Annotated in this window: 24 protein-coding genes and 1 tRNA gene; 13 read left to right on the top strand and 12 right to left on the bottom strand. The window is 66.8% G+C overall.

Annotation, left to right across the window (positions count from 1 at the left end; all coding sequences use genetic code 11):
• Nucleotides 1-119 precede the first annotated feature (119 nt).
• A complete protein-coding gene (locus NN4_RS11120) occupies nucleotides 120-1,175 on the top strand; it encodes a potassium channel family protein (protein ID WP_186818369.1) in 1,056 nt (351 codons plus the stop codon).
• Between the two features lie 45 nt (nucleotides 1,176-1,220).
• Nucleotides 1,221-2,120: an NAD(+) diphosphatase gene (gene nudC / locus NN4_RS11115; RefSeq protein WP_147129847.1), complete on the top strand. Its 900-nt coding sequence runs from the start codon at nucleotides 1,221-1,223 to the stop codon at nucleotides 2,118-2,120.
• A 111-nt stretch (nucleotides 2,121-2,231) separates the two neighbouring features.
• On the opposite strand, the gene NN4_RS11110 is transcribed toward nudC, so the two are convergent.
• Entirely contained in the window at nucleotides 2,232-2,462 is a 231-nt protein-coding gene (locus NN4_RS11110) for a mycoredoxin (protein ID WP_107660865.1), read from the bottom strand.
• A 105-nt stretch (nucleotides 2,463-2,567) separates the two neighbouring features.
• Here NN4_RS11110 and NN4_RS11105 point away from each other — a divergent pair, with 105 nt between their 5' ends.
• Together NN4_RS11105 and NN4_RS11100 are read left to right on the top strand one after the other, a co-directional pair.
• Nucleotides 2,568-2,804, top strand: a complete 237-nt coding sequence (locus NN4_RS11105; protein ID WP_147129846.1) for an EVE domain-containing protein — start codon at nucleotides 2,568-2,570, stop codon at nucleotides 2,802-2,804.
• Nucleotides 2,805-2,813: 9 nt separating this feature from the next.
• Nucleotides 2,814-3,272 (top strand): MarR family winged helix-turn-helix transcriptional regulator, encoded by a 459-nt coding sequence (locus tag NN4_RS11100; RefSeq protein ID WP_107658932.1) that lies wholly within the window; start codon nucleotides 2,814-2,816, stop codon nucleotides 3,270-3,272.
• On the opposite strand, the gene NN4_RS11095 is transcribed toward NN4_RS11100, so the two are convergent.
• Entirely contained in the window at nucleotides 3,267-4,526 is a 1,260-nt protein-coding gene (locus NN4_RS11095) for a low temperature requirement protein A (RefSeq protein WP_147129845.1), read from the bottom strand. The genes NN4_RS11100 and NN4_RS11095 overlap by 6 nt on opposite strands.
• A gap of 48 nt (nucleotides 4,527-4,574) precedes the next feature.
• On the opposite strand from NN4_RS11095, the gene NN4_RS11090 reads away from it, so the two are divergent.
• The 3 genes from NN4_RS11090 (at nucleotide 4,575) to NN4_RS11080 (ending at nucleotide 7,663) form a co-directional block, all read left to right on the top strand.
• Nucleotides 4,575-6,749, top strand: coding sequence for an ATP-dependent DNA helicase UvrD2 (locus tag NN4_RS11090; RefSeq protein WP_371865644.1), 2,175 nt, complete (start codon nucleotides 4,575-4,577; stop codon nucleotides 6,747-6,749).
• Nucleotides 6,750-6,859: 110 nt separating this feature from the next.
• Complete coding sequence (locus tag NN4_RS11085; protein WP_147129844.1) at nucleotides 6,860-7,201, top strand: hypothetical protein; 342 nt, start codon at nucleotides 6,860-6,862, stop codon at nucleotides 7,199-7,201.
• A 192-nt stretch (nucleotides 7,202-7,393) separates the two neighbouring features.
• Nucleotides 7,394-7,663: a WhiB family transcriptional regulator gene (locus NN4_RS11080; RefSeq protein ID WP_107658928.1), complete on the top strand. Its 270-nt coding sequence runs from the start codon at nucleotides 7,394-7,396 to the stop codon at nucleotides 7,661-7,663.
• Between the two features lie 130 nt (nucleotides 7,664-7,793).
• Here NN4_RS11080 and NN4_RS11075 read toward each other — a convergent pair whose 3' ends face one another.
• The 5 genes from NN4_RS11075 to NN4_RS11055 form a co-directional block, all read right to left on the bottom strand.
• A complete protein-coding gene (locus NN4_RS11075; protein WP_222595021.1) occupies nucleotides 7,794-8,417 on the bottom strand; it encodes a helix-turn-helix domain-containing protein in 624 nt (207 codons plus the stop codon).
• 97 nt (nucleotides 8,418-8,514) lie between these two features.
• On the bottom strand, nucleotides 8,515-8,931 hold the full coding sequence (locus NN4_RS11070) for an SSI family serine proteinase inhibitor (protein WP_159080686.1): 417 nt from the start codon (nucleotides 8,929-8,931) through the stop codon (nucleotides 8,515-8,517).
• Nucleotides 8,932-9,033: 102 nt separating this feature from the next.
• Entirely contained in the window at nucleotides 9,034-10,377 is a 1,344-nt protein-coding gene (locus NN4_RS11065; RefSeq protein ID WP_147129842.1) for an ABC1 kinase family protein, read from the bottom strand.
• A gap of 78 nt (nucleotides 10,378-10,455) precedes the next feature.
• Entirely contained in the window at nucleotides 10,456-11,361 is a 906-nt protein-coding gene (locus NN4_RS11060) for a hypothetical protein (protein WP_147129841.1), read from the bottom strand.
• Between the two features lie 86 nt (nucleotides 11,362-11,447).
• The gene (locus tag NN4_RS11055) at nucleotides 11,448-12,875 is read right to left on the bottom strand and encodes a zinc-dependent metalloprotease (RefSeq protein WP_147129840.1); all 1,428 of its coding nucleotides are present in this window, start codon (nucleotides 12,873-12,875) and stop codon (nucleotides 11,448-11,450) included.
• Between the two features lie 126 nt (nucleotides 12,876-13,001).
• On the opposite strand from NN4_RS11055, the gene NN4_RS11050 reads away from it, so the two are divergent.
• On the top strand, nucleotides 13,002-14,027 hold the full coding sequence (locus NN4_RS11050) for a YlbL family protein (protein ID WP_186818366.1): 1,026 nt from the start codon (nucleotides 13,002-13,004) through the stop codon (nucleotides 14,025-14,027).
• A 5-nt stretch (nucleotides 14,028-14,032) separates the two neighbouring features.
• Here NN4_RS11050 and NN4_RS11045 read toward each other — a convergent pair whose 3' ends face one another.
• Nucleotides 14,033-14,638 carry a PPA1309 family protein gene (locus NN4_RS11045; protein ID WP_107658922.1) on the bottom strand — a complete coding sequence of 202 codons (606 nt, stop codon included), beginning with the start codon at nucleotides 14,636-14,638 and terminating at the stop codon, nucleotides 14,033-14,035.
• Nucleotides 14,639-14,863: 225 nt separating this feature from the next.
• On the opposite strand from NN4_RS11045, the gene NN4_RS11040 reads away from it, so the two are divergent.
• Nucleotides 14,864-17,869 (top strand): UPF0182 family protein, encoded by a 3,006-nt coding sequence (locus NN4_RS11040; RefSeq protein WP_147129838.1) that lies wholly within the window; start codon nucleotides 14,864-14,866, stop codon nucleotides 17,867-17,869.
• 78 nt (nucleotides 17,870-17,947) lie between these two features.
• Here NN4_RS11040 and NN4_RS11035 read toward each other — a convergent pair whose 3' ends face one another.
• Nucleotides 17,948-18,505, bottom strand: a complete 558-nt coding sequence (locus NN4_RS11035) for a transglycosylase family protein (protein WP_135232959.1) — start codon at nucleotides 18,503-18,505, stop codon at nucleotides 17,948-17,950.
• A gap of 554 nt (nucleotides 18,506-19,059) precedes the next feature.
• Between NN4_RS11035 and NN4_RS11030 the strand changes: the two genes are divergently transcribed.
• From NN4_RS11030 to NN4_RS11020, 3 genes are all read left to right on the top strand, one after another.
• Nucleotides 19,060-19,133, top strand: a tRNA-Met gene (locus NN4_RS11030).
• A gap of 352 nt (nucleotides 19,134-19,485) precedes the next feature.
• Nucleotides 19,486-19,785 carry a hypothetical protein gene (locus NN4_RS11025; protein ID WP_147129837.1) on the top strand — a complete coding sequence of 100 codons (300 nt, stop codon included), beginning with the start codon at nucleotides 19,486-19,488 and terminating at the stop codon, nucleotides 19,783-19,785.
• Nucleotides 19,782-20,201 (top strand): hypothetical protein, encoded by a 420-nt coding sequence (locus NN4_RS11020; protein WP_147129836.1) that lies wholly within the window; start codon nucleotides 19,782-19,784, stop codon nucleotides 20,199-20,201. The genes NN4_RS11025 and NN4_RS11020 overlap by 4 nt, the downstream gene beginning before the upstream one ends.
• On the opposite strand, the gene NN4_RS11015 is transcribed toward NN4_RS11020, so the two are convergent.
• Nucleotides 20,198-20,617 (bottom strand): TetR family transcriptional regulator C-terminal domain-containing protein, encoded by a 420-nt coding sequence (locus tag NN4_RS11015; protein WP_222595020.1) that lies wholly within the window; start codon nucleotides 20,615-20,617, stop codon nucleotides 20,198-20,200. The genes NN4_RS11020 and NN4_RS11015 overlap by 4 nt on opposite strands.
• A 154-nt stretch (nucleotides 20,618-20,771) precedes the next feature.
• Between NN4_RS11015 and NN4_RS11010 the strand changes: the two genes are divergently transcribed.
• Nucleotides 20,772-22,619, top strand: a complete 1,848-nt coding sequence (locus NN4_RS11010) for an arabinofuranosyltransferase (RefSeq protein WP_147129835.1) — start codon at nucleotides 20,772-20,774, stop codon at nucleotides 22,617-22,619.
• Nucleotides 22,620-23,573: 954 nt separating this feature from the next.
• On the opposite strand, the gene NN4_RS11005 is transcribed toward NN4_RS11010, so the two are convergent.
• Together NN4_RS11005 and NN4_RS11000 are read right to left on the bottom strand one after the other, a co-directional pair.
• The gene (locus tag NN4_RS11005) at nucleotides 23,574-24,164 is read right to left on the bottom strand and encodes a TetR/AcrR family transcriptional regulator (protein ID WP_147129834.1); all 591 of its coding nucleotides are present in this window, start codon (nucleotides 24,162-24,164) and stop codon (nucleotides 23,574-23,576) included.
• A 57-nt stretch (nucleotides 24,165-24,221) separates the two neighbouring features.
• Nucleotides 24,222-25,901: an ABC-F family ATP-binding cassette domain-containing protein gene (locus NN4_RS11000; RefSeq protein ID WP_147129833.1), complete on the bottom strand. Its 1,680-nt coding sequence runs from the start codon at nucleotides 25,899-25,901 to the stop codon at nucleotides 24,222-24,224.
• Nucleotides 25,902-25,922: the final 21 nt, after the last annotated feature.

Genomic DNA, 25,922 nt, shown 5'->3' with positions numbered 1-25,922 from the left:
GGGTGTTCGCGTCGAGACCGGGTGGTATCCCGGGAAACAGGTAGGCTCCCGTGCTGTGCTGGAGGGACAAGCAGAGCCGGGTACCGCCGACTCGTTGAATACCAGGGCGGGTGAGTCCGCTGTTCGGTGATCGAGCGCGCACGCTCGGGCTGTCGAATCGCCCGCATTTCGCGTTGGTCGGCGTGCTGCGCATCCCGGAAGTGCAGACCAGCCCGTGGATTTCGCTGACCCGCCGCGTGTTGTTCGCGATCGGGCTGCTGTTCACCGCGGCCCTGGTGGTGTTCATCGGCCGGGACGGTTACCGCGACAATTCCGGCGATCCGCTGTCGTTTCTCGACGCGTTCTATTACGCCACGGTGTCGCTGTCGACCACCGGTTACGGCGATATCGCGCCGATCACGCCGCAGGCGCGACTGGCCAACATCATCATCATCACGCCGCTGCGTGTGCTGTTCCTCATTGTGCTCGTCGGTACCACCCTCGGCGTGCTGACGGAACGGTCCCGGCAGGCTTTCAAGATTCAGCGATGGAGGCACAGCGTGCGCAATCACACCGTGGTCGTCGGATACGGCACGAAGGGACGGACCGCGATCGACGCGATGCTCGGCGACAACGTGCAGCCCGCCGACATCGTGGTGGTCGACACCGACGTGATCGCGCTGGAGGCCGCCGCGAACGCGGGCCTGGTGACGGTGCACGGCTCGGCGACCCAGTCCGACGTGCAGCGGCTGGCCGGCGTGCAGAACGCGTCCTCGGTGGTGGTCGCGACCAATCGCGACGACACCGCCGTGCTGGTCACCCTCACCGCCCGTGAGCTCACCAAGAGCGCCAAGATCGTGGTCGCGATCCGCGAGGCGGAGAACACCCACCTGGTCCGCCAGTCCGGCGCCGACTCGGTGGTGGTCTCCTCGGAGACGGCGGGCCGGCTGCTCGGTGTCGCGACGACGACGCCCTCGGTGGTCGAGATGATGGAGGACCTGCTCACCCCGGAGGAGGGGTTCGCGATCGCCGAGCGCGATGTCGACCCCTCGGAGATCGGCGGCTCCCCACGGCATCTGAGCGACATTGTGCTCGGCGTGGTGCGCGCGGGCGTGCTGGTCCGGGTGGGCGAGCCGGAAGTGGACTCGCTCGAGGGCAGCGACAAGCTGCTCTACATCCGCCGCACGGCCAAGTAAGGCCGCGCCACGGGTGCCGGCCGTTCGGCGCGATAGTCTCGGAGGGTGCCGGTCTTTCAGCTCAATGGTGTGCCCTTGCTGTCCCGTTCCGTGCTCGATCGCGCCGAGGAGACTCGGGCCGATGCGCAGGCCCTACTGGAAGGCTGGCGCGACGCCAAGCTGCTGCGGGTGAACGCGCGCGGCCAGGTCAGATTCGAGAACGGCGCGCTCGTCCTGGACAAGGCCATCGACCTGTCGCCCGAGCCGAGCCCCGACGCGGTGTTCCTCGGTATCGACGGTGTGCACCTGTGGGCGGTGCGTGATCGGGAACTGACCGGCTCGCTGACCGACCTGCGCGGCATGTCGAACACGGTCGACGATCTCACCGCCGGGGTGCTCTCCACCGCGGTCGCCCTGCTGAACTGGCATGACAAGGCCGGATTCAACAGCGCCGACGGCACCGCCACCACGTCGAGCAAGGGTGGCTGGTCGCGGGTCACCGAGAGCGGTTACGAGGAGTTCCCGCGGATCGATCCCGCGGTCATCTGCCTGATTCACGACGGCGCCGACCGGGTGCTGCTCGCGCGGCAGCACAGCTGGCCGGAGACGCTGTTCTCGCTGCTCGCCGGGTTCGTCGAGGCGGGGGAGTCGTTGGAGCGGTGCGTCGAGCGGGAGGTGAAGGAGGAGGTCGGCGTCGATGTCCGCGACATCCACTACCTGGGTAGCCAGCCGTGGCCGTTCCCGCGCTCGCTGATGCTCGGGTTCGCGGCGGTCGGTGATCCGGCGCAGCCGCTGGTCTTCTCCGACGGGGAGATCGCCGAGGCGCACTGGTTCACCCGGGACGAGGTGCGCGCGGCGCTGGCGGCGGGGGACTGGTCGGCGCGGGGTTCGGGCGCGCGGCTGTTGCTGCCGGGTTCGATCTCCATCGCCCGCACCATCATGGAATCCTGGGCCGCGCTCGACTGAGTTCGGCGCGCGCGAAACGACCGCGGCGGGCCGGGGACGGCCCGCGCGGATGCAGGGGTTCAGCAGGACTTGCGGAGGCTAATGCATGCCGTGTCGGCACGGCGGGGCTGATCAGGCTAGTGCGGCGAGCGCCTTCTTGACGTCCACCAGCGACGGATTGGTCGCCGTCGAGCCGTCCGCGAACTTCACCGTCGGCACCACATGGTTGCCGCCGTTGACGCTGCCGACGAACTCGGCCGACGCCGGATCTTGTTCGATGTCGATCTCGATGTAGCTGATACCGGACTCGTCCAGCTGCTTCTTCAGCCTGCGGCAGTAACCGCACCAGGTGGTCGAGTACATCGTCAGGTCGGGGGTTGCGTCAGTCACGAAGGATGCAACGCTGCCAGGGCCGATGGTGTTCCGCGTGGTCGCCGATCCGTGCCTCCACCTCGATCGGCACCATCGATGACCGCCCCCGCCTGGCAGGCCCACCCGGTCGACCGGCCGGACTGCAGCTGCTTCCGACCGTGGCGCCGCTCGGTCAGCTATCGGACCGCCGCCGAGGAGGTCGCGATCAACGACCTGCGCGGCGAACTGGCGCTGACGAGCACCCCGAACTGGGGAATGATATTGCGCCGCGGCCTGATACAACTCACCGAACACGACCATGCGGTGATCGCGGCAGCGATGTCAGGCGAGTGAGGCAGGCCGATGCGAAACAATGGGCTACGCAGCGAATTCGAACACGCCGACGAAGGTCCGGGCCTGCTGCTCTGGCAGGTGACCAACCGCTGGCAGGCCGCCCAGCGCGCGGCGCTGGCACCATTCGAGCTCACCCACGTGCAGTTCGTGCTGCTCACCTCGCTCACCTACCTTGCGGTCGCAGGCGATCCGGTCATGCAGCGTGATCTCGCCGCGCAGGCCGCCACCGACCCGATGATGACCTCCCAGGTGCTGCGCGTACTCGAACAGAAGGGCCTGGTCGAGCGGCGCGATCATCCGAGTGATCGGCGGGCGAAGTCGCTGGTGCCCACCGAAGCCGGTGCGGCACTGGCGAATCGGGCGGTGGTCGCGGTGCAAGCCTGTGACCGCGAGTTCTTCGGTCCGCTCGGGCCGCGGACCGGGCAATTCGGCGTCGATCTGCGGCGACTGCGCGACCGGCGGCTATAGCATCTCGTCGATCGCGAGACCGTGGTTCGGCCGCCGCCACCGCCTGCGGCGATCGGATCCGAGGCCCCACTGCCCTGCGGCATACGTCTGGCACAGCACCGCCCACAGGAACAGCGCCACCACGCCGTACACCAGTCCGAGCGCCCCGAGGTGCGGACCGAACGCGCCGAGCAGCACCGCGAGCACCGCACACGGCAGCGGCCAGGTCAGCATCCAGCGCCACCCCGCCCCGCTGCGCGCGCCGCCGAGTCCGGTGATCACGAAGTACGCGGCCGCGCCGCCACCGAGCGACCACCCGATCCCGGTGGACACGTGCCCGTCCGCATGCTCGACGGCCAGCCCGAGACCCGCGGTGATGGTGGCGATCGCGGCGGTGATCCAGCAGTGCATCGCCATCGCGTGTTGCCTCGGTAGCGAGCCGTCCGGGTCGATACCGGTCATCAGGCGTGGCACGAAGCCGTACATCAGGGTGAGCGCCCACAGGCTCGCCAGGACCACGAACGCGCCGAAGCCGAGGGCGAGCACCGGTGCGTGCCACCGCACGCCGCCCACGGCGGCGATCACCGCGATGACACCCTCGCCGAGCACGATGATCACGTACAGCCCGAGGCGTTCGCCGAGATGCGCCGAATCGGCATGCAGTGCCTTGATTTTCGGCGGCTCGACATTCCGGAACCGGCGCGAGTTGCCCAGTCTGCGATCGATCGCCTCCTGCGCACCTGCCAGCATCCGCTCGCCGGTCATCGCGAACATCAGCCACAGATCCAGCGCGAGGCCCAGCGCCCAGAGGCCGTACTTCCACGGCTCGGGCACCCACAGCGAGACGATCCACGGCAATACACCGACGGACAGTTGCGCGATCGGCCAGTCGACCACCAGCGTGCCGCGGCCCCAGACCTGCGCGGCGACCATGCGCACGAGCACGTAGACCGCCGCGAAGGTGGTCGCGTGCCGGTCCGGAATCCCCGCGACCGCGCTCGCCATCACGCCGAGGCCGAGCATCGCCGCCAGCATCAGCCGGATCCTGGTCTGGTCGCGCGCGATGTTGCCGTACAGCATCATGCATGCCCAGGCCGTCCAGAAGGCCAGGTAGAGCAGCAGATACAGGCCGAAGTCGCCGAGCGAGGGCCCACGGTGCAGCAGGTGGGTGAGCTGGCCGATCCCGGCGACCGCGACCAGGTCGAAGAACAGTTCCATCCAGGTCGCGTGCCGGTCGGTCGGTTGTGCGTCCGTTGACGGCGTGTCGTGTGCCACGAGGCGAGAGTATTGCGCGGGCCGCGTGAGTTGTCGGCGCTCACTGTCATGATGGGTGCCGTGTCGTCAACCAGTACACACCGACCGACCGGCCTCGAGCTGGACTCGCTCGACCCCGAACAGGCCGCCGCCGTGCGCGCGCCACGGGGTCCGGTGTGCGTACTCGCGGGGGCGGGCACCGGCAAGACCAGGACCATCACCCATCGCATCGCGCACCTGGTCTCCGCGGGACACGTGAAGGCCGATCAGGTGCTGGCGGTGACCTTCACCGCACGGGCGGCGGGGGAGCTGCGCAGCCGGTTGCGCGCCCTCGGCCTGGGTGGTGACGCGAACCAGGTGCAGGCGCGCACCTTCCACGCGGCCGCGCTGCGCCAGCTCAAATACTTCTGGCCGCAGATCGTCGGCGACGTGCCGTGGCGGCTGATCGACGGCAAGTTCCCGATCGTCGCGCAGGCGGCGAACCGGGCCGGGCTCTCCTCGGCCACCGACAGCGTGCGTGACCTGCTGAGCGAAATCGAGTGGGCGAAGGCCTCGCTCATCGCCCCCGAGGACTATCCGGCGGCGGTGGCCAAGAACCGTCGCGAGACGCCGTACGACGCGCTACGGGTCGCCGAGGTCTACGCGGGCTACGAGAAGCTCAAGGCCACGCCGGACGGACTGCTGCTCGACTTCGACGATCTGCTGCTGCACACCGCGGCGGCGCTGGAGGACTATCCGGCGGTGGCCGACGAATTCCGCGGCCGCTATCGCAGTTTCGTCGTCGACGAATACCAGGACGTCACCCCGCTGCAGCAGCGCGTGCTCGACGCCTGGCTCGGCGACCGCGACGACCTGACCGTGGTCGGCGACGCCAACCAGACGATCTACTCGTTCACGGGCGCGACCCCCGGCTACCTGCTCGACTTTTCCCGCCGCTTCCCCGACGCCACCGTGGTCCGCCTGGAACGCGACTACCGCTCGACCCCGCAGGTGGTGTCGCTGGCGAACCGGGTGATCGGTGTGGCACGGGGCCGCATCGCGGGCACCCGGCTGCAACTGATCGGCCAGCGCCCGGACGGACCCGAGCCGGTCTTCGCCGAGTTCGAGGACGGCCCCGCCGAGGCCGCCGCGGTGGCCAAGTCGATCAAGCGGCTGATCGATGCGGGCACGCCCGCCGCCGAGATCGCCGTGCTCTACCGGATCAACGCGCAGTCCGAGAGCTATGAGCAGGCGCTCACCGAACGCGGCATCCCCTATCAGGTGCGCGGCGGTGAAGGCTTCTTCTCGCGTGCCGAAGTCAGGCAGGCTGTTTCGGCGTTGCGCCAGGCCGCCTCGCGTGACGACCTGCCCGGCGAGGCGCGCAGCGGCGCCGCGCTGGTCACCCTGGTGCGCGCGGTGCTGGCCCCGCTCGGCCTGACCACGGCCGAACCGGCCGGTGTCCAGGCCAGGGAGAAATGGGCCTCGCTCGTCGCGCTGGTCACCCTGACCGAGGAACTGGTCGAGCACGACGAGAAGCTCGACCTGCCCGGCCTGCTGCGTGAGCTGGCCGCCCGGACCGAGGCGCGGCACCCACCGACCGTGCAGGGCGTCACGCTCGCCTCGCTGCACGCCGCCAAGGGGCTGGAGTGGGACGCGGTCTTCCTGGTCGGGGTCGCCGACGGCACCCTGCCGATCGCGCACGTGCTCGCCGACGACGGCTCGGTCGGCGACGAGGCGAAACTGGAAGAGGAACGGCGGCTGCTCTACGTCGGCGTGACCAGGGCGCGGGTACATCTGCAGCTGTCCTGGGCGCTGGCCCGCGGTGAGGGCAAGCGGCGCACCCGGCGCCGATCTCGGTTCCTCAACGGCCTCGTGCCCGATGATTCCCCGGCTTCCCGGATCGCGGTGCCGGTCTCGGAGACCGCGAAAGGCATCCGCCCCACCTGCCGAGTGTGTGCGAAGCCACTCATCGGCACCTATGCGACTATGCTCGGCCGCTGTCGGCGTTGTCCGGCGGACCTCGACGCCGAGCTGTTGGTGGCACTGCAGGAGTGGCGCGCCGAGAAGGCGCAGGCGTTGCAGGTGCGCGAATTCGTGGTGTTCACCGACACCACGCTGACCGCCATCGCCGAACAACTCCCAGGTGACGACGCCGCGCTGGCCGCGATCGCCGGGATCGGCGCGAAGAAGCTCGAACAGTACGGCGCCGACGTGCTCGCGATCATCGCTTCACGGCTGCGCGCAAGACCCCAAAACCGCAGGTAGAAAATAGGTTGTACCGTTTGGCGAACTTGCCTATGGTGGGTTCTACGCACCGGGAGGTCATCCCGGCGCGCACAGTCATCAGACACAACGAGTTATGGAGGGAGGCAGACGTGAACAGCAATTACTTCAGCGGCAGCGACGTTGCGGTGAATACACCCATGTCGGCCTCCCGGGGGATCCTCGCCTTGCAGGGGATCGGTCTGTCCGAAATCGGTGCGTTCGGCACGCAGGCGCAACTCGCGCCCATGCATGCCCATGGCTGCGCCGTCATGCAGGACAAGCCCAACGCGGGTAGCTGGCACCCGTCTGTCGTCACCACGACGGCAGACAACGTTGTCGTCATCGCAGCAGACGCCGGTTATGAGCCGGCGGATCTGCAGGCAGCACGCCTCCGCCCCGCAAACCAAGCGATCGTGATCAGGACTCGGCAGAGATGTCGAATACCTAGGTAGGGAATCTCCCTCCCAGACCTCCTGGCCACGGATCGCACGAAGCGAAACCGTGGCCAATCTTTTTCGGCCCTTCAGCCAGCCGGCACCGGTTTCGCGGACCACACAACGAACCGCTGCAACGAGCTGAAGGAGAACGACGTGTTCACCGCCCAGGAATGGCCAGAGGCCACTACTGACGTGACATGCCGAACCGTGGCCCCCATCACCCGGGCCAGGGAGGTCAACAAGGTGCTGCCTTGCCGTGCCGGAGATCCCGATCTCTGGTTCGCCGAGAGCCCTAACCAGTTGGAGCAGGCCAAGGCGCTGTGCGCCAGTTGCCCCATCCGGAAGGGCTGCTTGACCGCAGCCATGGATCGGCGTGAGCCGTGGGGTGTCTGGGGTGGCGAAATCTTCGAACAGGGAGTCGTCATCGAACGCAAGCGCCCGCGCGGCCGTCCGCGCAAGATCGCGGTCCCGGCATGAATCCGGGAGTAGCTTCCCTCCCTCCGGTCGATGTGCTCGATTCGGTTGGTCCTGACACGGGCCGAGCCAACGAACGAGAAAGCAGACGAACCGCTCACCGTTGCCCGGTGGGCGGCTCGTTTGCGTTGTGCTACCGGGGTTTTGGAAGTCCGGTTCGCCGTGGCCCGTGGGGTGCCCGGCGGACCGTCAGCCCGTCGGCAACGGCGAGCAGTAGTGTTCTGGTGTCGTCGGCGTGCGCCCACCAGCGGTGGCGCACGCCCGACGGGCAGTAATAGGAGTCTCCGGTGGACAGGATCACCTCTTCGCCACTGGCGACGACCGTGATCGTCCCGGAGACCACATAGATCAATTCGTCGTTGCCATGGGTGAATTCGCGCTCGCCCCGCCGGGTTCCGCCGGTGAACTCGAGCGCTCGCAGTTCCCTGGCGCCGTGCACCAGTGAGCGCACCGAACCGTCGTTGTCCCAATCGGTTTGGTCGAGGCTGCCTTCGCCCGCGCGCACGATCACCGAGCCGGGCGTGCTGTCGGCCGCCGCCAGTAGCTCCGTCGCCGTGGTGCTGAGCGCGTCGGCGATGCGTTGCAGCGAGCGCAGGCTCGTGTTGGTGCGCCCGTTCTCCAATTGGCTCAGAAATGATTGCGACAATTCGGTCTTCGCCGCCAGTTGTGCCAGCGTCAGCCGAGCCGCACGCCTGCGGTCGTGCACGACATTGCCGAGTCCAGGCCACCGCGCCTGGTCGTCGCTTCCGTACCGCACCTGCCGAAAAACCTCTCTCGATCCCATCGCACAGTGGCAGGAGTGCGGTACGGAATCCGCGTGTTTACATCACGCTGATCGGAATACTTCCCAGGGCTTAGAAGTCGAACACCGCGACCGTGGTGGCGTGCAAGACGCACTCGTTCGAGAAGAAGCCATGGTCGGAGATCGGTTCGCCACGCCAGACACCGTCGATGGCGGCGACCACCGGAACGAAGTCCTGGGAGCACAGCGGCGGCACGGTGAAGTCGGCGAGCGCCCGGATATTGCCGTCGGCCGCCGCCAAATTCGCACAGGCCTGCTCGGCTTTCGGATGGGTGCCGCCGATCTTCGGTGCACAGATGAGGCTGACGACGCGTTTGCCACCCACCTCGGTCGATACTCCCGGCCCCACCGACAGTGAGACCACCGACTGCGCCTCGGCGGCGGGTTCGGCACCGACCGGCGCCATCGACACCCCCAGCGCCGCGGCCGCGCCGATCGAGACACCGACTATCCGACCGGTGCGCGACATGGTCATCACCCTTCGTCGACGGAGACGATCCGAGCCGAGGATGAGGTTAATCGACCGGCGACCCCGCATCCCGCAATTCGCGTCGCGGGCCGGGTCACCGGTTCAGCTGACCGTGCGCTCCTCGCGGAAGCCCGGCATCCAGGTGCGGACCAGTTCCATGAACGGCAGTTCGGCGTCGAGCTGGGCGAGGATGCCGACGGAGCCGCCGAGCACCCGGAAGATCATCACGTATTCGGCCGGAAGTTGCAGGGCGCGTGCGGTTTTCATCTCCTGGCTGGAGATGTCGGAGGCCTTGCCCGCGACCCGCTGCATCCACTTGCGGGTGAAGTGGAACGAGTCGGACTTGATCGGGTCGGTGAACGGGCGCAGGTAGTCGGCGATCTCCTGATGGGTGACAGTGCGGCCGGGAATGACCCAGCCGTTGTCGTACATGAGCTCGGTCAGTTCCTCGAAGCGCTCCTCGACCGAGAGCGCGAGCATCTGACCGAGCACGGGGGGAAAGCCGTTCGGCAGCGGTGCGCAGGCGCCGAAGTCGATGACCGCGAGCTTGCCGTCGGCGAGCATCATGAAGTTGCCGGGATGCGGGTCGGCGTGCAGCAGGCCGACGGTCTCGGGAGAGGAGAAGTGGAACCGGCCCATCAGGGTCGCGACCCGGTTACGCAGCTCGCGGGTGCCCTCGGGGTCCGCGGCACCGGCCTGGATGATCGAGGAGACGGCGGTGCCGTCCAGCCATTCGGTGACGATCACCTTCGGCGCGCTGGCCACCACCTTGGGCACCACGATGTCCTGATGCCCGTCGAAACCCTTGGCGAAGGCGCGCTGATTGGCCGCCTCGTTGCGGTAGTCGAGCTCTTCCTCGGTGCGCTCGGTGATCTCGGCCAGGATCGGCTTCACATCGGCGCCGGGGATGACCGAGGCGAGCAGTCCGGTCATCCGGTTCAGCGTCTTGAGGTCCGCGCGCAACGCCTCGTCGGCGCCGGGGTACTGCACCTTCACCGCGACGGTGCGCCCGTCCGACCAGACCGCCTTGTGCACCTGGCCGATGCTGGCCGACGCGGCGGGGCTGTCGTCGAACTCCTGGAACCGCTGCCGCCACTGGGTGCCCAGCTGCTGGTCGAGCACCCGGTGCACGGTCTCGGCGGGCATCGGCGGCGCGGCGGCCTGCAGCTTGGTGAGGGCCTCGCGGTAGTGCTCGCCGAACTCCTCGGGCACCGCGGCTTCCATCACGCTGAGGGCCTGCCCGAACTTCATCGCGCCGCCCTTGAGCTCACCGAGCACGGTGAACAGCTGCTCAGCGGCCTTCTGGTTCAGCTGCGCGTTGATCTCGGACTTGTCGCCACCGGCCAGCTTCTTACCGAACCCCACGGCGGCCCGCCCGGCGATGCCGAGCGGAATCTTGGCCAACTTGGCGTTACGGGACGAGCGACGGCGCACGATCTCAGACACGTACCCATCATGGCGGAAGGAAGCACTTCTTAGCCACGGCAATCTTGCAATAGACACCGCTGATGGCAGTGACCCCGATCACTCGTGCTCCGCCTCGGTCGAGGTATCCGGGCGATCTCGACACGCGGTGAGCCCGGCCGGAATTCGGCGGCAGCCACAGTCCTCGTGCCGCGGCCACTGCCGCCGATCCAGCAGGTACGCGTCCAGGTCGACCTCGAGCGTCGCGTCCAAGGTGGCCGGTGCCCGGCGGGTGGACAGGGCCAGGACGGCCTCCACCTCACTCACCGCGAGGGCCGCGGTGGCCGCGATCTTGGCCGGCGAGGCGTGGCCGACCCGGCCCAGCAACTGCGCGGCCAGGTGCGGCCAGTCCGCGTCGTAGTCGGCGCGCAGCAGATCGGCACAGCGCAGGCAACTGGTCGCGCCGGGCAGCACCAGCGGGCCGATCACGCCGCGGCCGTCGCGGATCCGCACGGGCAAATGGGCGATCCGGTGTTGCACGAGATCGTCGGTGAGCCGCGGGTCGGCGACCAGCACATCGGCCAGCACCACCAGGTCGGTCTGCCAACCGGACACCGGGGCCGCGTGCGGCCGGTAGTCGCGCGAACGGCTCGGCCGCACCCCGAGTTTGCGCAGGCCCGTGGTGATCGCGTCGGACATCGGACCGAGCCCGTGCACCCGCACCGACCTGATCCGCCCGCCGCGGTCCTCGGGATGCTCGAGCAGTCCGGCCTCGTCCAGCACGTCCAGCAGCGCCATCGCGTGGTCCGGTTCGATGCCGCATTCCCCGGCGCGCCAGACGATTTGGGGCCGCGTCTGCGTCCCGTCCAGCAGGCGCAGGAAGGCGAGCACGGTGTCGGCGTCGAGCCCGGCGGGGTCGAGCAGCAGGGCGGTCTCGGGATGCCAGCCGAGTTGTACGACGCCGGACGGACGCACCAGCACGGCGATCTGCGGGGGCAGCAGCGGGCCACGACACAGTGAGGTCATGTCCGGCAGTATGCGGACCCCGTACGCGCCGACCAGCCACGAATCCCGTAGTTATGCACAGGGATTCGTGGCTATCAACAGGACACTCAGGCGGACGGGCCGCTGTCCTTGCCCAGGTCCGGACCGGGCTGGTCGTCGTCCGCACCCGGATCGGCCGCGTCGGTCTTGTCCCGCTCGGCCTTTTCGCGCGCCTCGGTCTCCGCCAGCTGCGCCAGCGGATCGTCGAACGCGGTGGTGCCGCCGCCGATCACCGCATCGATGAAGCCGGCGGGGGAGTCCAGGTCGTTGGAGTCGGGCAGCAGGTCCGGATGGGCCCAGACGCCGTCGCGCTGCTCCACACTCGCGTCGGTGGTGAGCCTGCGCCACAGCGCGGCGGCCTCGCGCAGCTTGCGCGGCCGCAGTTCCAGCCCGACCAGGGTGGCGAAGGTCTGCTCGGCGGGACCACCGGTGGCGCGGCGCCGCCGCAGGGTCTCGGCCAGCGCACCGGCGCCGGGCAGCCGATCGCCGACCGCGTCGGTGACCACGACCTCCACCCAGCCCTCGATCAACGCGAGCAGCGTCTCCAGCCGTTCCAGCGCCTGCTTCTGCTCCGGTGTCGTCTGCGGCTCGAACGCGCCCTGCGACAGGATTTCCTCGAGCTTGCCTGGATCGGTCAGCGCCATCGGGTCGATGCCCTGGGCGGCTTCCTCCAGCGCGGAGAAGTCCATTCGGATGCCGCGCGCGTAGTCCTCGACCGCGGCGAGCACCTGCTGGCGCAGCCACGGCACGTGACCGAACAGCCGCTGGTGCGCCGCTTCCCGCGCGGCGAGGAACACCATGATCTCGCTCTCCGGCTGTTCCAGGCCCGCGCTGAAGTCCGAGATCGCGGCGGGCAGCAGCGCGGCGGTACCGGTCGGGCCGAGCGGCAGGCCGATGTCGGTGGAGGTCAGCACCTCCTTGGCGAGCTGGCCGAGCGCCTGACCGAGCTGTGAACCGAAGGCGAGGCCGCCCATCTGACCGAGCATGCCCACCATCGGCGCCGCGAACTCCTTGGCTTCCTCCGGCAGGGACGCGGTCCACATGCCCGAGATCTGCTGCGCCACCGGGTCGCACAGCCGCTGCCAGGTGGACAGCGTCTCCTCGATCCAGTCGTTGGCGGTCCACGCGACGGTCTTGGTCGCGCCCGCGGGCAGGGTGGTCGCGCCGTCGAGCCAGAGCTCGGCGAGGTGCGCGGCATCGGCGATGGCACTCGCGGTGCTCGCCGACACCGGGGTCACGCTCGACCCGAGCTGTTGCCGGGCGAGTCGCTTGGCGACGTCGTAGTTCACCGGACCGGCCTGCGCCGAACCGGGCTGACCCATGCCGCTGAGCATCTGGCCGAGCGAGGTCAGCATCTGGCCGAGCTGTGACGGATCGAAACCGCCACCGGGTCCACCCACTCCGAACGGATTGTTCGACTCGGGACCGCCCGGCTCGTCACCGCGCTTGCGGTCGTCGTCGTCGCGGTCCGAAAATCCGAAGGGGACGTCACTCATACGGCCAACATTACGCGTGTAGTGCAGGCACTTGATGTTCGCGCGGCGCGAAACCGGGGACGCGCGCGAGCACCGAATGTCCGCCTCCGGCGTCCTTCGACGGCGGCCATCACTACTGTGGTCCAGGTGAATCGTCGGATCCTCACCCTGGTGGCCGCCCTGATCCCGGTGCTCGTGCTCGGCGCCCTCGGCAGCGTGCTCACTGTGCCGTTCGTCGCACTCGGCCCCGGCCCCACCTTCAACACCCTCGGCAAGGTCGAGGGCAAAGAGGTGGTCGACGTCCGCGGCACCGAGGTGGACCCGACGACGGGTCACCTCAATATGACCACCGTGTCGGTGCACGACGGGTTGAGCATCTTCAAGGCGTTCGGGTTCTGGGCGCGCGGCAGGTACGGGCTGGTGCCGCGCGCCGAGGTCTACCCGCCCGGTGTGTCGCGGGACGAGATCGACAAGTCCAACCAGCAGGACTTCAAGGATTCCGAGGGCAATGCCGAGGTCGCGGCGCTGCACTACCTGAACATGCCGACCGTGGTGCTGCTGCGCAAGGTGGCCGAGGACGGCCCGGCCAAGGATGTGCTGAAAGCCGGTGACGAGATCATCAGCATCAACGGCGCGCCGATCGCCGCGCCGAAGGACGTGGTGACGGCCGTGTCGGAGCAGCCGCCGGGCGCGCAGCTGACCGTGCAGGTGCGCCGCGAGAACGCCGAGCAGACCTTGCAGGTGACCCTCGGTGCGCGACCCGACGACAAGGACAAGGGCTACCTCGGCGTCACACCGGGCGAGGGTGCGCGCCCGCCCTTGCAGGTGACCTTCAACCTCGCCGACATCGGCGGACCGTCGGCCGGCCTGATGTTCAGCCTCGCGCTGATCGACAAGCTCACCCCCGGCGAGCTCGATGGCGGCAAGTTCGTCGCGGGCACCGGCACCATCGATCAGGAGGGCAAGGTCGGTCCGATCGGCGGCATCCAATACAAGATGATGGCCGCGCGCGACGCGGGCGCGGAGACCTTCATGGTGCCCGCCGCGAACTGCAACGAGGCCAAGCAGCGAACCCCCGAGGGGCTGCGCCTGGTCAAGGTCGAAAACCTCACCGGCGCCGTGCAATCGCTCAACGACATCAACGCGGGCAAGGAGACCGTCAGCTGCGGCTGAGCCGGTCAGTCGCCTGCCCACTCCAGGGTGGCGTGCAGCGCGTCGATGAGGTTGGGCGCCAGGTTCGGGTAGGTGCGCAGGTCCAGATCGCCGAAGTCGTCGGCGTCCTCTTCGGGTCGCAACTGCAGCAGGCTCAGCGACGCGCCCTCGCGCAGCACCGCGGCGAACAGACGGGCCTCGCGCCGCTCCGGATGCGACTCGGCCGCGGCCCTGGCGGCGGCGTCGGCCGCCTCGTGGTCGGCGAGCAGCGGCACCAGCGCCTCGTCCAGGGAGGACTCGGCGTCGGGCGGCAGCACCACGATCTCCTGCACCAGCACGCAGCCCTGGACGGCGGGCGGCCAGCTGGTGGTCGCGAGGTACTCGTCCAGCGCCACCGAGCCGCCGGTCACCTCGTCCGGATACGACTCCTGCGCAACAGGAGTGAGCTCGGCGGCCTCGTCGACCTCCTCGAGCAGCTCCGGCTGCGCCGCGATCAGGTCGGCGGTGGGTACCAGCGCGAACATCTGCGGCGGTCTTCCCCACCCTTCGGCGTCGACGAAATCGGCCACCTCCCGGACGGCGCGGGCGAGTACCAATTCGGCGTGCAGATCTGCGGGAGTCACGGGGGACATCCAATCAAATCGACTGGACACGCTATTCACAAACCCGAGTTCGGCGCTCGAATTTGCGCCGGGAGCGGATTTTCGAGCGTCGAATCGCGGGCAGAGCATGTGATCAGTGTCCGATTCCGTAGAGTGGGCCCCGACGGTCCGTAAGGACCACCCCGCACTATCGGACTGCGGCGTCTCGGCCTGCTGTATCGGCGCGAGTGCCGCCGGACCTTGGAGAGTGGCATCGTGGGCATGCGGCCCCCCACCGGCTTACCTTCGCTTTCCCGACGCAGCCGCGTGCTGCTGCTGGCGGCCATTGCCTTAGCGGCGTTGCTGCTACTCGGTCCACGGCTGACCGACACCTATACCAATTGGTTGTGGTTCGGCGAAGTCGGTTTCCGCGAGGTGTATCTCACGGTCTTGGTGACCCGGATCCTGTTGTTCGTCGGCGTGGCGATCTTCGTCGGCGTGATCGTCTGGCTGGCGTTGCTGATGGCCTATCGCTCGCGGCCGGTGTTCGTGCCGGTGGCCGGGCCGAACGATCCGATCGCGCGCTACCGCACCACCGTGATGAGCAGGCTGCGGTTGTTCGGTGTCGGCATCCCGGTACTGCTCGGATTGCTGTCCGGCTTGGTGGCGCAGTCGAATTGGGTCACCGTGCAGCTGTTTTTGAACAGCAGCAAGTTCGGCGAGGAGGACCCGCAGTTCCATCTCGACGTCAGCTTCTACGCCTTCGAGCTGCCGCTGTATCGGATGGTGCTGAACTGGTTGTTCGTCGCGGTGGTCATCGCGTTCTTCGCCAGCTTGGTGACGCACTACATCTTCGGCGGTCTGCGGCTGAGTGGTCGCGAGGGCACGCTGACCCGCGCCGCGCGCATCCAATTGGCCGTGCTGGCCGGGGTTTTCGTGCTGCTCAAGGCGATCGCGTACTGGTTCGATCGCTATGAGCTGTTGATGAGCAGTCGTAAGGAGCCCACCTTCACCGGTGGTTCCTTCACCGACATCAACGCGGTGCTGCCCGCCAAGCTGATCCTGCTCTCCATCGCGGTGATCTGCGCGCTCGCCTTCTTCGCAGGCATCGTGCTGCGCGATCTGCGGGTGCCCGCGATGGCGGCCGCGCTGCTCGTGCTGTCCTCGATCCTGGTCGGCGCGGTGTGGCCGCTGGTGGTCGAGCAGTTCTCAGTACGTCCGAACGCCGCGGACAAGGAAAGCGAGTACATCCAACGCAACATCGCCGCGACCAGGCAGGCGTTCGGGATCACCGACGACAAGATCAACTATCAGGATTACAAGGGCGAGAGCAAGAAGAACCCGCTGGACGTGCCGGTCGATGCCGCGACCATCGGCAATGCTCGGCTGCTCGATCCGAACATCTTGTCGCCCACCTTCACCCAGCTGCGCCAGCTGAAGAACTTCTACGGCTTCCCCGAGTCGCTGGACATCGACCGCTACAACCTCGACGGCGATGTGCAGGACTACATCGTCGCCGCGCGCGAGCTCTCGCCCGCCGCGTTGAGCGGTAACCAGAAGGACTGGATCAACCAGCACACCGTCTACACCCACGGCAACGGTTTCGTCGCCGCGCCGGCGAACCGGGTCAACAAGCCGCAGTCCGACGATCCGAACGCGGCAGGCGGCAGCAGCGACAGCGGCTACCCGATCTTCATGGTCAGCGACCTGTTCACGCCGAAGGACAAGCAGCGGATCAAGGTAGACCAGCCGCGTATCTATTTCGGCGAGGTGATTTCGCAGGCCACCCCGGACTACTCGATCGTCGGCACCACGGAAGGCCAGCGGCCCCGTGAATACGATTCCGACACCGCGCAGTTCACCTACGACGGTAAGGGTGGCGTGCCGATCGGCAACTGGTTCAACCGGCTCGCCTTCGCCGCCAAGTACGCCGAGCGCAACATCCTGTTCTCCTCGGCCATCGGCGACAACTCCAAGATCATCTTCAATCGTGACCCGCGCGACCGGGTGCAGAAGGTGGCGCCGTGGCTGACCACCGACGGCAACGCCTACCCGGCGGTCGTAGACGGCCGGATCCAGTGGATCGTCGACGCCTACACCACCCTCGACAACTACCCGTACGCGCAGAAGACCTCGCTGGACGGCATCGAGGACAGCATCGACAAGAAGACCGGCAGGCTGATTCCGCGCAAGGAGGTCAGCTACATCCGTAACTCGGTGAAGGCCACCGTCGACGCCTACGACGGCACGGTGAACCTGTACGAGGTGGACTCGAAGGATCCCGTGCTGAAGGCCTGGCGCGGCGTGTTCCCCGGGGCGGTCAAGCCGGAGAGTGAGATCACTCCGGAGTTGCGCGCACACTTCCGGTATCCGGAGGATCTGTTCAAGGTGCAGCGCGAGATGTTGACGAAGTACCACGTCGACGATCCGCGAGAGTTCTTCACCAACAACGCCTTCTGGTCGGTGGCGGCCGATCCGACGATCGAGGGTGGGGCACCGGCCAACCAGCCGCCCTACTACGTGCTGCTGGGTGACTCGAAGGGCGGAAACAAGCCGGTCTTCAACCTGACCAGTGCGATGGTCGGCTACAACCGGCAGTTCCTGTCGGCGTATATCTCCGTGCGGTCGGATCCGGACGACTACGGCAAGTTCACGATCCTGCGATTGCCGACCGATACGCAGACCCTCGGCCCGCAGCAGACCCAGAACCGGATGACGACAGCGCCGGAGGTCTCCCGGGAGAAGACGCTGCTGTCCAACTCGAACAAGATCAAATATGGCAACCTGCTGACCCTGCCGATCGCCGACGGCGGCATCCTCTACGTGGAGCCGTTCTACAACGAACGCAACACCGGAGCGAACACCGCGACCTTCCCGCAGCTGCTGCGCGTCCTGGTGAGTTACCGGGATGACGCGGGCAGCGTAAAGGTGGGCTACGCCTCGACTTTGGCTGAGGCGTTGAACCAGGTGCTGCCCGGCAGCGGTGCGCTGGCCACTCCGTTCGGTGGCGATTCCGGTACTAGGCCGCGCCCCGGTACCGTGCCGCCACCCGCGGAAGGCACCACGCCGCCGCCGAACACCGGTGGCACACCCACCCCGCCGCCGGGCAGTGTCACCCCGCCACCCGGCTCGTCGCCCGCCAAGGACGCCGCAGCCGCTGAGCTGAACCGGAAGATCGACGCCTTGCGAAATGCCATGCGTTCAGGCAACTTCCAGGAATTGGGCAAGGCGCTGGACGAGCTGGACGCCGCAGCGAAGGCGTACCAGGACGCCGGTCGCTGAGGTAGGTCCGAACCGAAACGCGAAGCGGCGCTGCCGTCCCCAGGGACAGCAGCGCCGCTTTCGTTGTGCTGCAGGCGCTTAGCGGCCGGCGATCGCCTCGATCAGCGACCCGTTCTGCTCCAGGATCTGCAGGTACTGGGCTTCCAGGCCGTGCTGCTTGGCCAGGTCGCTGCCCACGGCCTTGGCCTGGTCGACCAGCGCCTTGGAGCTGCCCGGCAGCGGCAGGGCGGGGGCGGCGGGCTCGGGGGCCGGTTCCGGCTCCACGACGGCCTCCGGCTCCGGCGCGGAGGTGCCCGGGCGCAGGTACTTGCCGCAGGACGGCCACGCGCCGACACCCTGGGTGGCGAGCACGTTCTCCGCGACGCGGATCTGCTCTTCCTTGCTTGCGGTGTGGGCCGAGCCCTGGCCGCCGTTGGCCGCCCAGGTGCTCGGCGAGAACTGCAGGCCGCCGTAGTAGCCGTTGCCGGTGGCGATGCCCCAGTTGCCGCCGCTCTCGCACTGTGCGACGCCGTCCCAGTCGTGGGCGGGCGCGGCGGATGCGGTCGCGGTGGAGAATGCGAACGGGACGGCAACAAGGGCGCCGGTAACAGCGGCAAAGCCGAGGGCGCGGGCGTTGAACTTCCGGTTCTCAGTCATAAGTGCATTTCCCTCCCTGCGCCTACCAGCCTCGGCGATCCAGCTGCCGGGCCCCTGCCCCCAGGTTGTCGGGGATCCTCGAACCGCGGGACAGGGTCGCCGGTATACGAACGGTTCGAGTTCGAGCCCTTCACGGATGATCCGGGCCGTGAACGCACGGTAACGAAGAAATCTCGGCAGATCACGTCTTGATAACGCTCGCATTGCATGAAGCGAATAACCCGAATATCATCCTTTGCGCAGGTCGGAAATGGCATCGACACGCATTCTGGACGGTCTGTTATAGCAACGTTATGTGTTCGAGATCACTACGATATAGTGACCCGGATCACGTTTAAGCGGTTGCCGTCGGCAGTGATAGGCCCATCGGCATAGCGAAACCGGGTGCTTCGGGCACGGCTCGCCGGCTCCCGCCGTGTGTGGCCCGTGGTCTCCGGCTCGATTTCCGGCTGCGGGTACGCCCGCCGCGAACGGCGCTCAGTCATCGCAAATATGCCCGCCGACCAGGCGATTTGGCATCGACGTGAACCCGTGTGTAATGTTGTGTTTACCGACGCGGGGTGGAGCAGCTCGGTAGCTCGCTGGGCTCATAACCCAGAGGTCGCAGGTTCAAATCCTGTCCCCGCTACAAATGGAAGAGGCTTCCGGATCACTCCGGGAGCCTCTTTTCTTATGCCCGGGTGCCGGGCGTAGCTGCCTGGTGGTTCGGCGCCGATTCGGTGATGGCCGTCCTGTTGCAGGCGCAGTGACTTGACTCGCGCAACCCGCCCGCCCACGCTCCCGCGCACCCATCCACCTGGGTCCGGGCAGCGAATAGCGATCGCGCGCTGCCCGCGCCCATTCCCCGAGGAAGAACTGGAGATGTGACCGCATTCATGGCCGTAACCGCGAGGATTCTGGCGAGTGTCGCATGTATGGGCTTATTCGTTCTCACGCCGACTGTCCCTGCCGCACAAGCGGACTCATGCCCCACGGCAGAGATGTTCACCGCCTGGATGGATAAGGCGAACGACGACGGCACGGTCGAAGAGACGATCGAGACGCCCGAGGCGGGGTGCGTCGTGACCGTCACCGAACGGCAACACCCCGTCAACGGCACCCTGTCCCTGACCGCCAAAGGCGGCAAACTCACCCTGAAGCATCAGAACGACGATCACTATGGCTTCATCAAAGTGAAGGAGGGCGGGACGCTCTCGCTGACCAATGTCATCCTCACCGGCGCCGACTCGTCGAGCACCAGTGGCGGCGCTTTCACCAACTCGAAGGGTCGGTCACGTTGACCGATAGCCTCGTTACCGGCAACAAGGCCCGCGATGGCGGCGGCATTTTCAACCAGGGCGGCACGCTGAAGCTGACCAACACCGCCGTCACCAACAATCGTGCTGAAGCGCAACAGAAGTACAAGAGCTCCGGTGGCGGCTACTACAACAGCGATGGTGGCACGGCCACTCTCGACAACAGCAAGGTCACCGACAATATTGCTGTGGCCCAACGCGTCAGCGAGGACGACGACCTCAATGCCTACACCGCGTCGTATGGGGGTGGGATCTACAACTCCGCCGCAACGCTTGTCTTGACCGGCAGCACGGTCAGCGGCAACAAAATCGTGGTGGAAGACGGAACCACCGCATACGGCGGCGGCATCTACGGTGCCGAAGGCACGGTCACCTTGGTGTTCGAGCGACCGAATCGCTAGACCAGCAGCGAACGTATGTGCGCCCGAAGGGTTCTACGGAGGCGCTCGACGCCGAGCGAACCGTTCGGTGTCACCGCATCCAAGCTCAGCCCTTCTATGATCGCGGTGAGTAGTGCGGTCTGTTCTCGTGGCTCAAGGACGGCGAGGCCGCGCAGGGCATCGGTGACCACTTGGCGCATGTCGCCGGCCATCTGTTCGGTGACCGGGCGGAACACCGGCTTCGTCCGGGCAGCGACGATGAACTCCAGCAGCACGATCGTTTCGACTCGGCGTTCCTCGTCGATCGGCAGCAGTTCTTCGAGCAGTGACTGGAGGGCGTCGACGGCTCGGCGGCCGGTCAATCCGCGCAATGCCGCGCTGCGATGGCAGGAAAGTCGTTGTCCTATGCGGTCGCCTACCTCGGCGCACCGCGACACGCCGCGCATCGTCACAGTTAGTCATCGAGTGCAGGAGACTCCAGGGCCGACGAGGCTGGTCAGTTCGCGCGTCACCTGGGGTGCCGGTTTGAGAGTCGGGTGTTGCCAGGAGGTCTGATGCTAGGCAGACAGCAAGATCCCGTAGCTTTCGACCATGAAGGTTTCTCCGGTCTTGTGCGGACAGAACGATTCACGGCGCAAGGACGTGGAGGCTGCCGGGGATCCGCAGCACGTGCCAGGCAGATCAGTGCGCGACGATCGTCCCGAGGGGCTACAACTCACTTCGGCAATCGTTGAAAGTGTTGTTGCCGTTGGTGTTGCGGTGGCGGTTGCGGCCGTCGTCGTAGTGGTGGAGTCGAGTGTTAGGTGGCCCGCGTTCACCACCTCTCACGTGCTGCGGGCGTTGACTACAGTCGGTCAGGTCTCGGCAATCGCTGTATTGTGTGCCGCGGTGGTGATGGCGCGCAGGCAACTCTCGGTACCGGCTGCGAGGTTGCGGATGAAGTTGACGCGAGTGCTGGGGTGGATCGGGTTATCAGGTTTTGTGGCGGTCACCATCGGCATGCCATTGGCCGCGTCGCGCCTGTACCTGTCGGGTTTGTCGCCTGATCAGCAGTGGCGTAGCGAGTTGCTGACGCGTTTCGCCGATAGTCCGGCGTGGCAAGACGGCACCTATGTCGGCCTGCCTCCGGATCAGTCTGCCGGCTGGTACTGGCTGGGTGGCCGTGTAGCGGTGGTTGCTGGGGTACCAGGGTGGGAGGCGTTGAAACCGTATGCGATTGCTTCGATCGCAGCTGCGGCGGTTCTCGCACTGGTCTGGTGGTCACGGATGCTACGCACCGACATCGCGATCGTGCTCGCAAGCGTCACCACGGCGGTGGCTGTTGCCTACGCCGCACCGGATCCGGCGTTCACGATCTGTCTGCTGTTGTTGGTTCCTGCACTGTTCGCAGCGTGGACCGGGCTGCGAGGTCCTGCAGGCCAATCCGCAACCGCGGGGATCACGCGTCGTGCCACCAGCGCGGCTGAGGTGTGGGCGCGGCTCGTAGGTGTGGTGGCCTATCTGGGGCTGTGTGCGGCGTTCAACAAAGCCTCCTTCGTGATCGCTACCGGTGCGGTGACGTTCGTCGCGCTGCTGGCATTGACTGTGTCGACCAATCGAGTCGCTGCCATCGAAGGATGGCCAAAGTGGCAGAGCGTCCTAGGGCGATGGCTGTTCATGACTTCGTCAGCGGTTATTCTCGCCGCGCTGGCCTGGAGCACATACCTGCGGCTGCGTGGGATTGAGGCATTGAGCGAGACCGAGGTCTATGCGGACGAATGGGGCGCTACAGGTCGGGTTTTCATCGCTGCTATTGGGGTGTTCACGGCAGCCACGATGATCCGCGCGATCTCAACGATCCTGCGCCGGCCCGCACAGTTTCATCGCGTCACGGCCGCTGTCGCAGTGATCGGCGTGCTGGGGTTCTCCCAGCATGTCCCGGATGTACTCGGCGTGCCAATCGGCGCTGCTTACACCGACACTGATGGCGACGGGGTGCGCGCTGATGGATACCCGGTCTCATCGGTGGCCGAATACGAGCGCGTCGATGCGGCTATCATCGACATGACGCGCCGGACCCGCCGCGACAGCGTGGTCTTGACCGGGGACACAACTCTGCTGGCGATCTATCCGTACCGAGGGTTCCTCGCCCAAAGCGCCCGATACTCGAATCCGTTGTCTTCCTATGACTCCCGTGTGCAGCAGATCCGTAACTGGGCAGCACTGAGCACGCCCAGCGAGCTGGTTGGCGAACTCGATCGCAGTCCACGCCCTGCTCCCACGGTGTTCGTGCTGCGCCGCTCCGGATCCGACTACCTGTTGAGGCTGGCCAGCGATCCACTGCACGACAACGGCGGCACCCGCACCTACACAACGATCTCGTTCCCGGGCGCCCTTTTCGACGGCGCGGAGTTCACTCGTACCGAGGTCGGCCCGTTCACCGTCTTAGTGCACCGCTGACTGCCACAACGTGGCATATGTCTGCCATGTTTTGGCAGACATATTGCAGCGCTTTCCTCTTTGTATGACGATACTGATTGATAAGATCGAATCATGCCCAAGGGGGGAATTTGTGAGTTCGCCGGACGAGGGTTCGCTATCACGTGGAGCGTCAATATATTTCAGTGAAGGTGGCTGCGGCCTCCGGCTTTACGGAGGTAGCGCAACATTTTCTTAGATTTGTTCGCTGCTGACCAATCCGTATAGCGCAAAGAATTCAGCATAGATGATGCGACGCGTCAGCGCCGCCGATTGTCGCTGCTCGAAGGACAACGTCGATGGTGATTGAGCCTATCGACCTACCGTAGAAGGAAGAATTAATCATGCGCAAAGCAAGCACTGTCGGGATTATGATGTTCGCGGCTGCCGCTTTTTCCGCTGGTGTTGCCGCTGCGGACCCGGAACGCCCCACGGATCCAGGCTTCGCACACCACCTCCCGACCGAATCATTCTCCTTCGGCACTCGTAACGAATGCGTAGACGCCCGCTACAGGGATGATAGGGCCTCGACCTCATGTACCTGGGTCGCCACATCGGATGGCAACGGGTGGTCGTACTCGGTCAACCGCAACCGAATTAACCGATGACAACACGGAACCTGGGAACACGCCGCTTCGCCGGGGTTAAAAGAACCCCGGTGAAGCGTGGTTGATCTTTAGGGTTCTCATTTGTTGCACCTGCCCGGTTCCGGCTGACTGCCGGTAACATTAAGCCTCTAGCGGTCAGAAACGCTCTCTCCAACAACCAATTGTATTCCCTTGTGAATTGAAGAGCGGCGGTGACCGATTCGGTGGCGGCATTTACTCAACCCTCGAAGGCGAGACTATCTTGAACGGTGTTACGGTGGCCCGAAGCCAGCCTGACAACTGCTCGGCCAGGGTGGGCGATGACACGCACGTCTGAACGACTGATTCGCTAGCCGAGCAGCGAACGCAGATGCGCTCGAAGGGTTTTGCGGAGGCGCTCGACCGTTAGCGAACCGTGTGGCGTCACCGCATCCAAGCTCAGCCCTTCTATGATCGCGGTGAGTTGTGCGGCCTGTTCTCGCGGCGCGGGGACGGCGAGGGCGCGCAGGGAATCGGTGACCACCTGGCGCAGATCGGCGGCCATCTGTTCGGTGACCGGGCGGAATACCGGCTTCGTCCGGGCGGCAACGATGAACTCCAGCAGCACGATCGACTCGGTTCGGCGTTCCTCATCTATCGGAAGCAGCTCTTCGAGTAGCGACTGGAGGGCGTCGACGGCGCGACGGCCGGTCAATCCGCGCAGGGCTGCGATGGGATGGCGGGAAAGTCGTTGTCCCATGCGGTCGCCGACCTCGGCTGCCGCGGCGGCGAGGAGGTCCTGGTGGTCATCGAAGTAGTGCCGCACCGAGCCAATGTTCAATCCCGATTCGACGGCGACCTTTCGCAGGGAAAGGGCGTCGAGGCCTTCGGCGACCACTAGGCGGAAGGCCGCCTCGACGACGTGGCGGCGGCGCTGTTCGGCGTCGATGCGAGCTGGCATCGGGCCAATGTATCGCAGCTGTGATAAACGCTGGGGCGCAACACCGTTGGTGGCGGATCAGGCTCTGTGCCGGGTGACGCGCCCTTCGTCCCACACCGGCTCGGCCGACTCGTAGGCACCACCATCGGCGCCGAAGACGAGGAAGCGATCGAAGTCCCTGGCGAACCATCGGTCATGGGTAACCGTGAGCACCGTTCCGTCGAAGCTGTTCAACGCCTGCTGTAAGGCCTCGGCGGAGACGAGATCGAGGTTGTCGGTCGGTTCGTCCAGCAGCAGCAGTGTCGCGCCGCCGAGTTCGAGCAGCAGGATCTGCATCCGCGCCTGTTGCCCGCCCGAGAGCGAGTCGAACGTCTGCTCCGCCGCGCCTGCCAGTTCGTATCGGGCCAGCACCCGGGACGCCTCCTCGCGCGGCAACCCGGTCCGATGCTCGTCACCGTGGTGCAGGATCGACAGCAGCGTGCGGCCGGCCAGGTCGGGGCGACCGTGGGTCTGCGCGAACCACCCCGGGCGCACCCGCGCCCCGAGCCGCGCCCGCCCGGTGTGTGACACCGGTTCGACGGTCAGGTCGCCGACCGGTCGATGCTCGGGATCCGGGTCGGTGCCGCCGGCGGCGAGCAGCCGTAGGAAGTGCGACTTGCCCGAGCCGTTGGCGCCGAGCACGGCAACCCGATCGCCGTACCAGACCTCCAGGTCGAACGGCTGCATCAAGCCGGTGAGCTCCAGGCGCTCGCATACCACGGCGCGCTTACCGGTCCGCCCGCCGCGCAACCGCATCGCCACGTGCTGCTGCCGTGGCTGCGCCTCGGGTGGCCCGGCCTCCTCGAACCGTGCGAGTCGGGACTGCGCCGCGCGGTACCGCGACGTCATGTCCGAGTTGTAAGCCGCCTTCTGCTTATACATCTGCACCAGCTCTTTGAGCGTGACGTGTTCGTCGTCCCATCGCCGTCGCAGCTCGTCGAGTCGCGCGAACCGGTCGGCGCGCGCGGCCTGATACGTCTCGAACCCGGCCGGGTGCACCCACGCGGTGTTCCCGGCCGCGCCGAGCTCGACGGTGACGATCCGCTGCGCGGTGCGGGCGAGCAGCTCGCGGTCGTGACTGACGTACAGCACGCTCTTCGGCGTCTCGATCAGCCGACTCTCCAGCCAGCGCTTGCCGGGCACATCGAGGAAGTTGTCCGGCTCGTCCAGCAGCAGTACCTCGTCCGTGCCGCGCAGCAAAGCCTCCAGCACGAGACGCTTCTGCTCGCCACCGGACAGCGTCCGCACCGCACGCCGCAGGCATCGGTCGAACGGCACGCCGAGCGCCTCGATGGTGCACACATCCCACAGCACCTCGGCGTCGTATCCCCCCGCGTCGCCCCATTCGGCCAGTGCGGACGCGTACGCCATCTGTGTGTCGATGTCGTTGCGCGCCAACATCTTCGCCTCCGCCGCGGCTACCGTTGCCGCGGCCTGGCGTAATCGCGGCGCCGCCACCGACAACAGCAGGTCGCGCACGTCGGCGTCCTCGCGGGCGATGAACTGCCGCATGACGCCGAGGCTGCCGCTGCGCGTCACCGCGCCGGTGCTGGGCGTCAGATCTCCGGCGACGATGCGCAGCAGCGAGGTCTTCCCGGAACCGTTCGCGCCGATCAGGGCGACCTTCGAGCCCTCGCCGACCCGGAACGAAATCTCGTCCAGCAGAACGCGACCGTCGGGAAGCGCATACCCGATCCCGTTGATGTCGATGTGCCCCATGCCGCGAAAGTATCACGGGCG

The organism is Nocardia ninae NBRC 108245 (genome assembly GCF_007990755.1).
GTDB lineage: Bacteria > Actinomycetota > Actinomycetes > Mycobacteriales > Mycobacteriaceae > Nocardia > Nocardia ninae.
Note: the sequence above shows the minus strand (reverse complement) of the source record. Positions and strands in the feature narration are given on the sequence as shown.

Bases quoted from the DNA above. Each gene is read 5' to 3' on its own strand.
- NN4_RS11110 (WP_107660865.1), bottom strand. From the start codon at position 2,462: ATGTACTCGACCACCTGGTGCGGTTACTGCCGCAGGCTGAAGAAGCAG.
- NN4_RS11060 (WP_147129841.1), bottom strand. From the start codon at position 11,361: ATGACCTCACTGTGTCGTGGCCCGCTGCTGCCCCCGCAGATCGCCGTG.
- NN4_RS11025 (WP_147129837.1), top strand. From the start codon at position 19,486: ATGTTCACCGCCTGGATGGATAAGGCGAACGACGACGGCACGGTCGAA.
- NN4_RS11070 (WP_159080686.1), bottom strand. From the start codon at position 8,931: ATGTCGCGCACCGGTCGGATAGTCGGTGTCTCGATCGGCGCGGCCGCG.
- NN4_RS11035 (WP_135232959.1), bottom strand. From the start codon at position 18,505: ATGACTGAGAACCGGAAGTTCAACGCCCGCGCCCTCGGCTTTGCCGCT.
- NN4_RS11005 (WP_147129834.1), bottom strand. From the start codon at position 24,164: ATGCCAGCTCGCATCGACGCCGAACAGCGCCGCCGCCACGTCGTCGAG.
- NN4_RS11090 (WP_371865644.1), top strand. From the start codon at position 4,575: ATGATGGGTGCCGTGTCGTCAACCAGTACACACCGACCGACCGGCCTC.
- NN4_RS11055 (WP_147129840.1), bottom strand. From the start codon at position 12,875: ATGAGTGACGTCCCCTTCGGATTTTCGGACCGCGACGACGACGACCGC.
- NN4_RS11100 (WP_107658932.1), top strand. From the start codon at position 2,814: ATGCGAAACAATGGGCTACGCAGCGAATTCGAACACGCCGACGAAGGT.
- NN4_RS11000 (WP_147129833.1), bottom strand. From the start codon at position 25,901: ATGGGGCACATCGACATCAACGGGATCGGGTATGCGCTTCCCGACGGT.
- NN4_RS11010 (WP_147129835.1), top strand. From the start codon at position 20,772: ATGAAGGTTTCTCCGGTCTTGTGCGGACAGAACGATTCACGGCGCAAG.
- NN4_RS11105 (WP_147129846.1), top strand. From the start codon at position 2,568: ATGACCGCCCCCGCCTGGCAGGCCCACCCGGTCGACCGGCCGGACTGC.
- NN4_RS11045 (WP_107658922.1), bottom strand. From the start codon at position 14,638: ATGTCCCCCGTGACTCCCGCAGATCTGCACGCCGAATTGGTACTCGCC.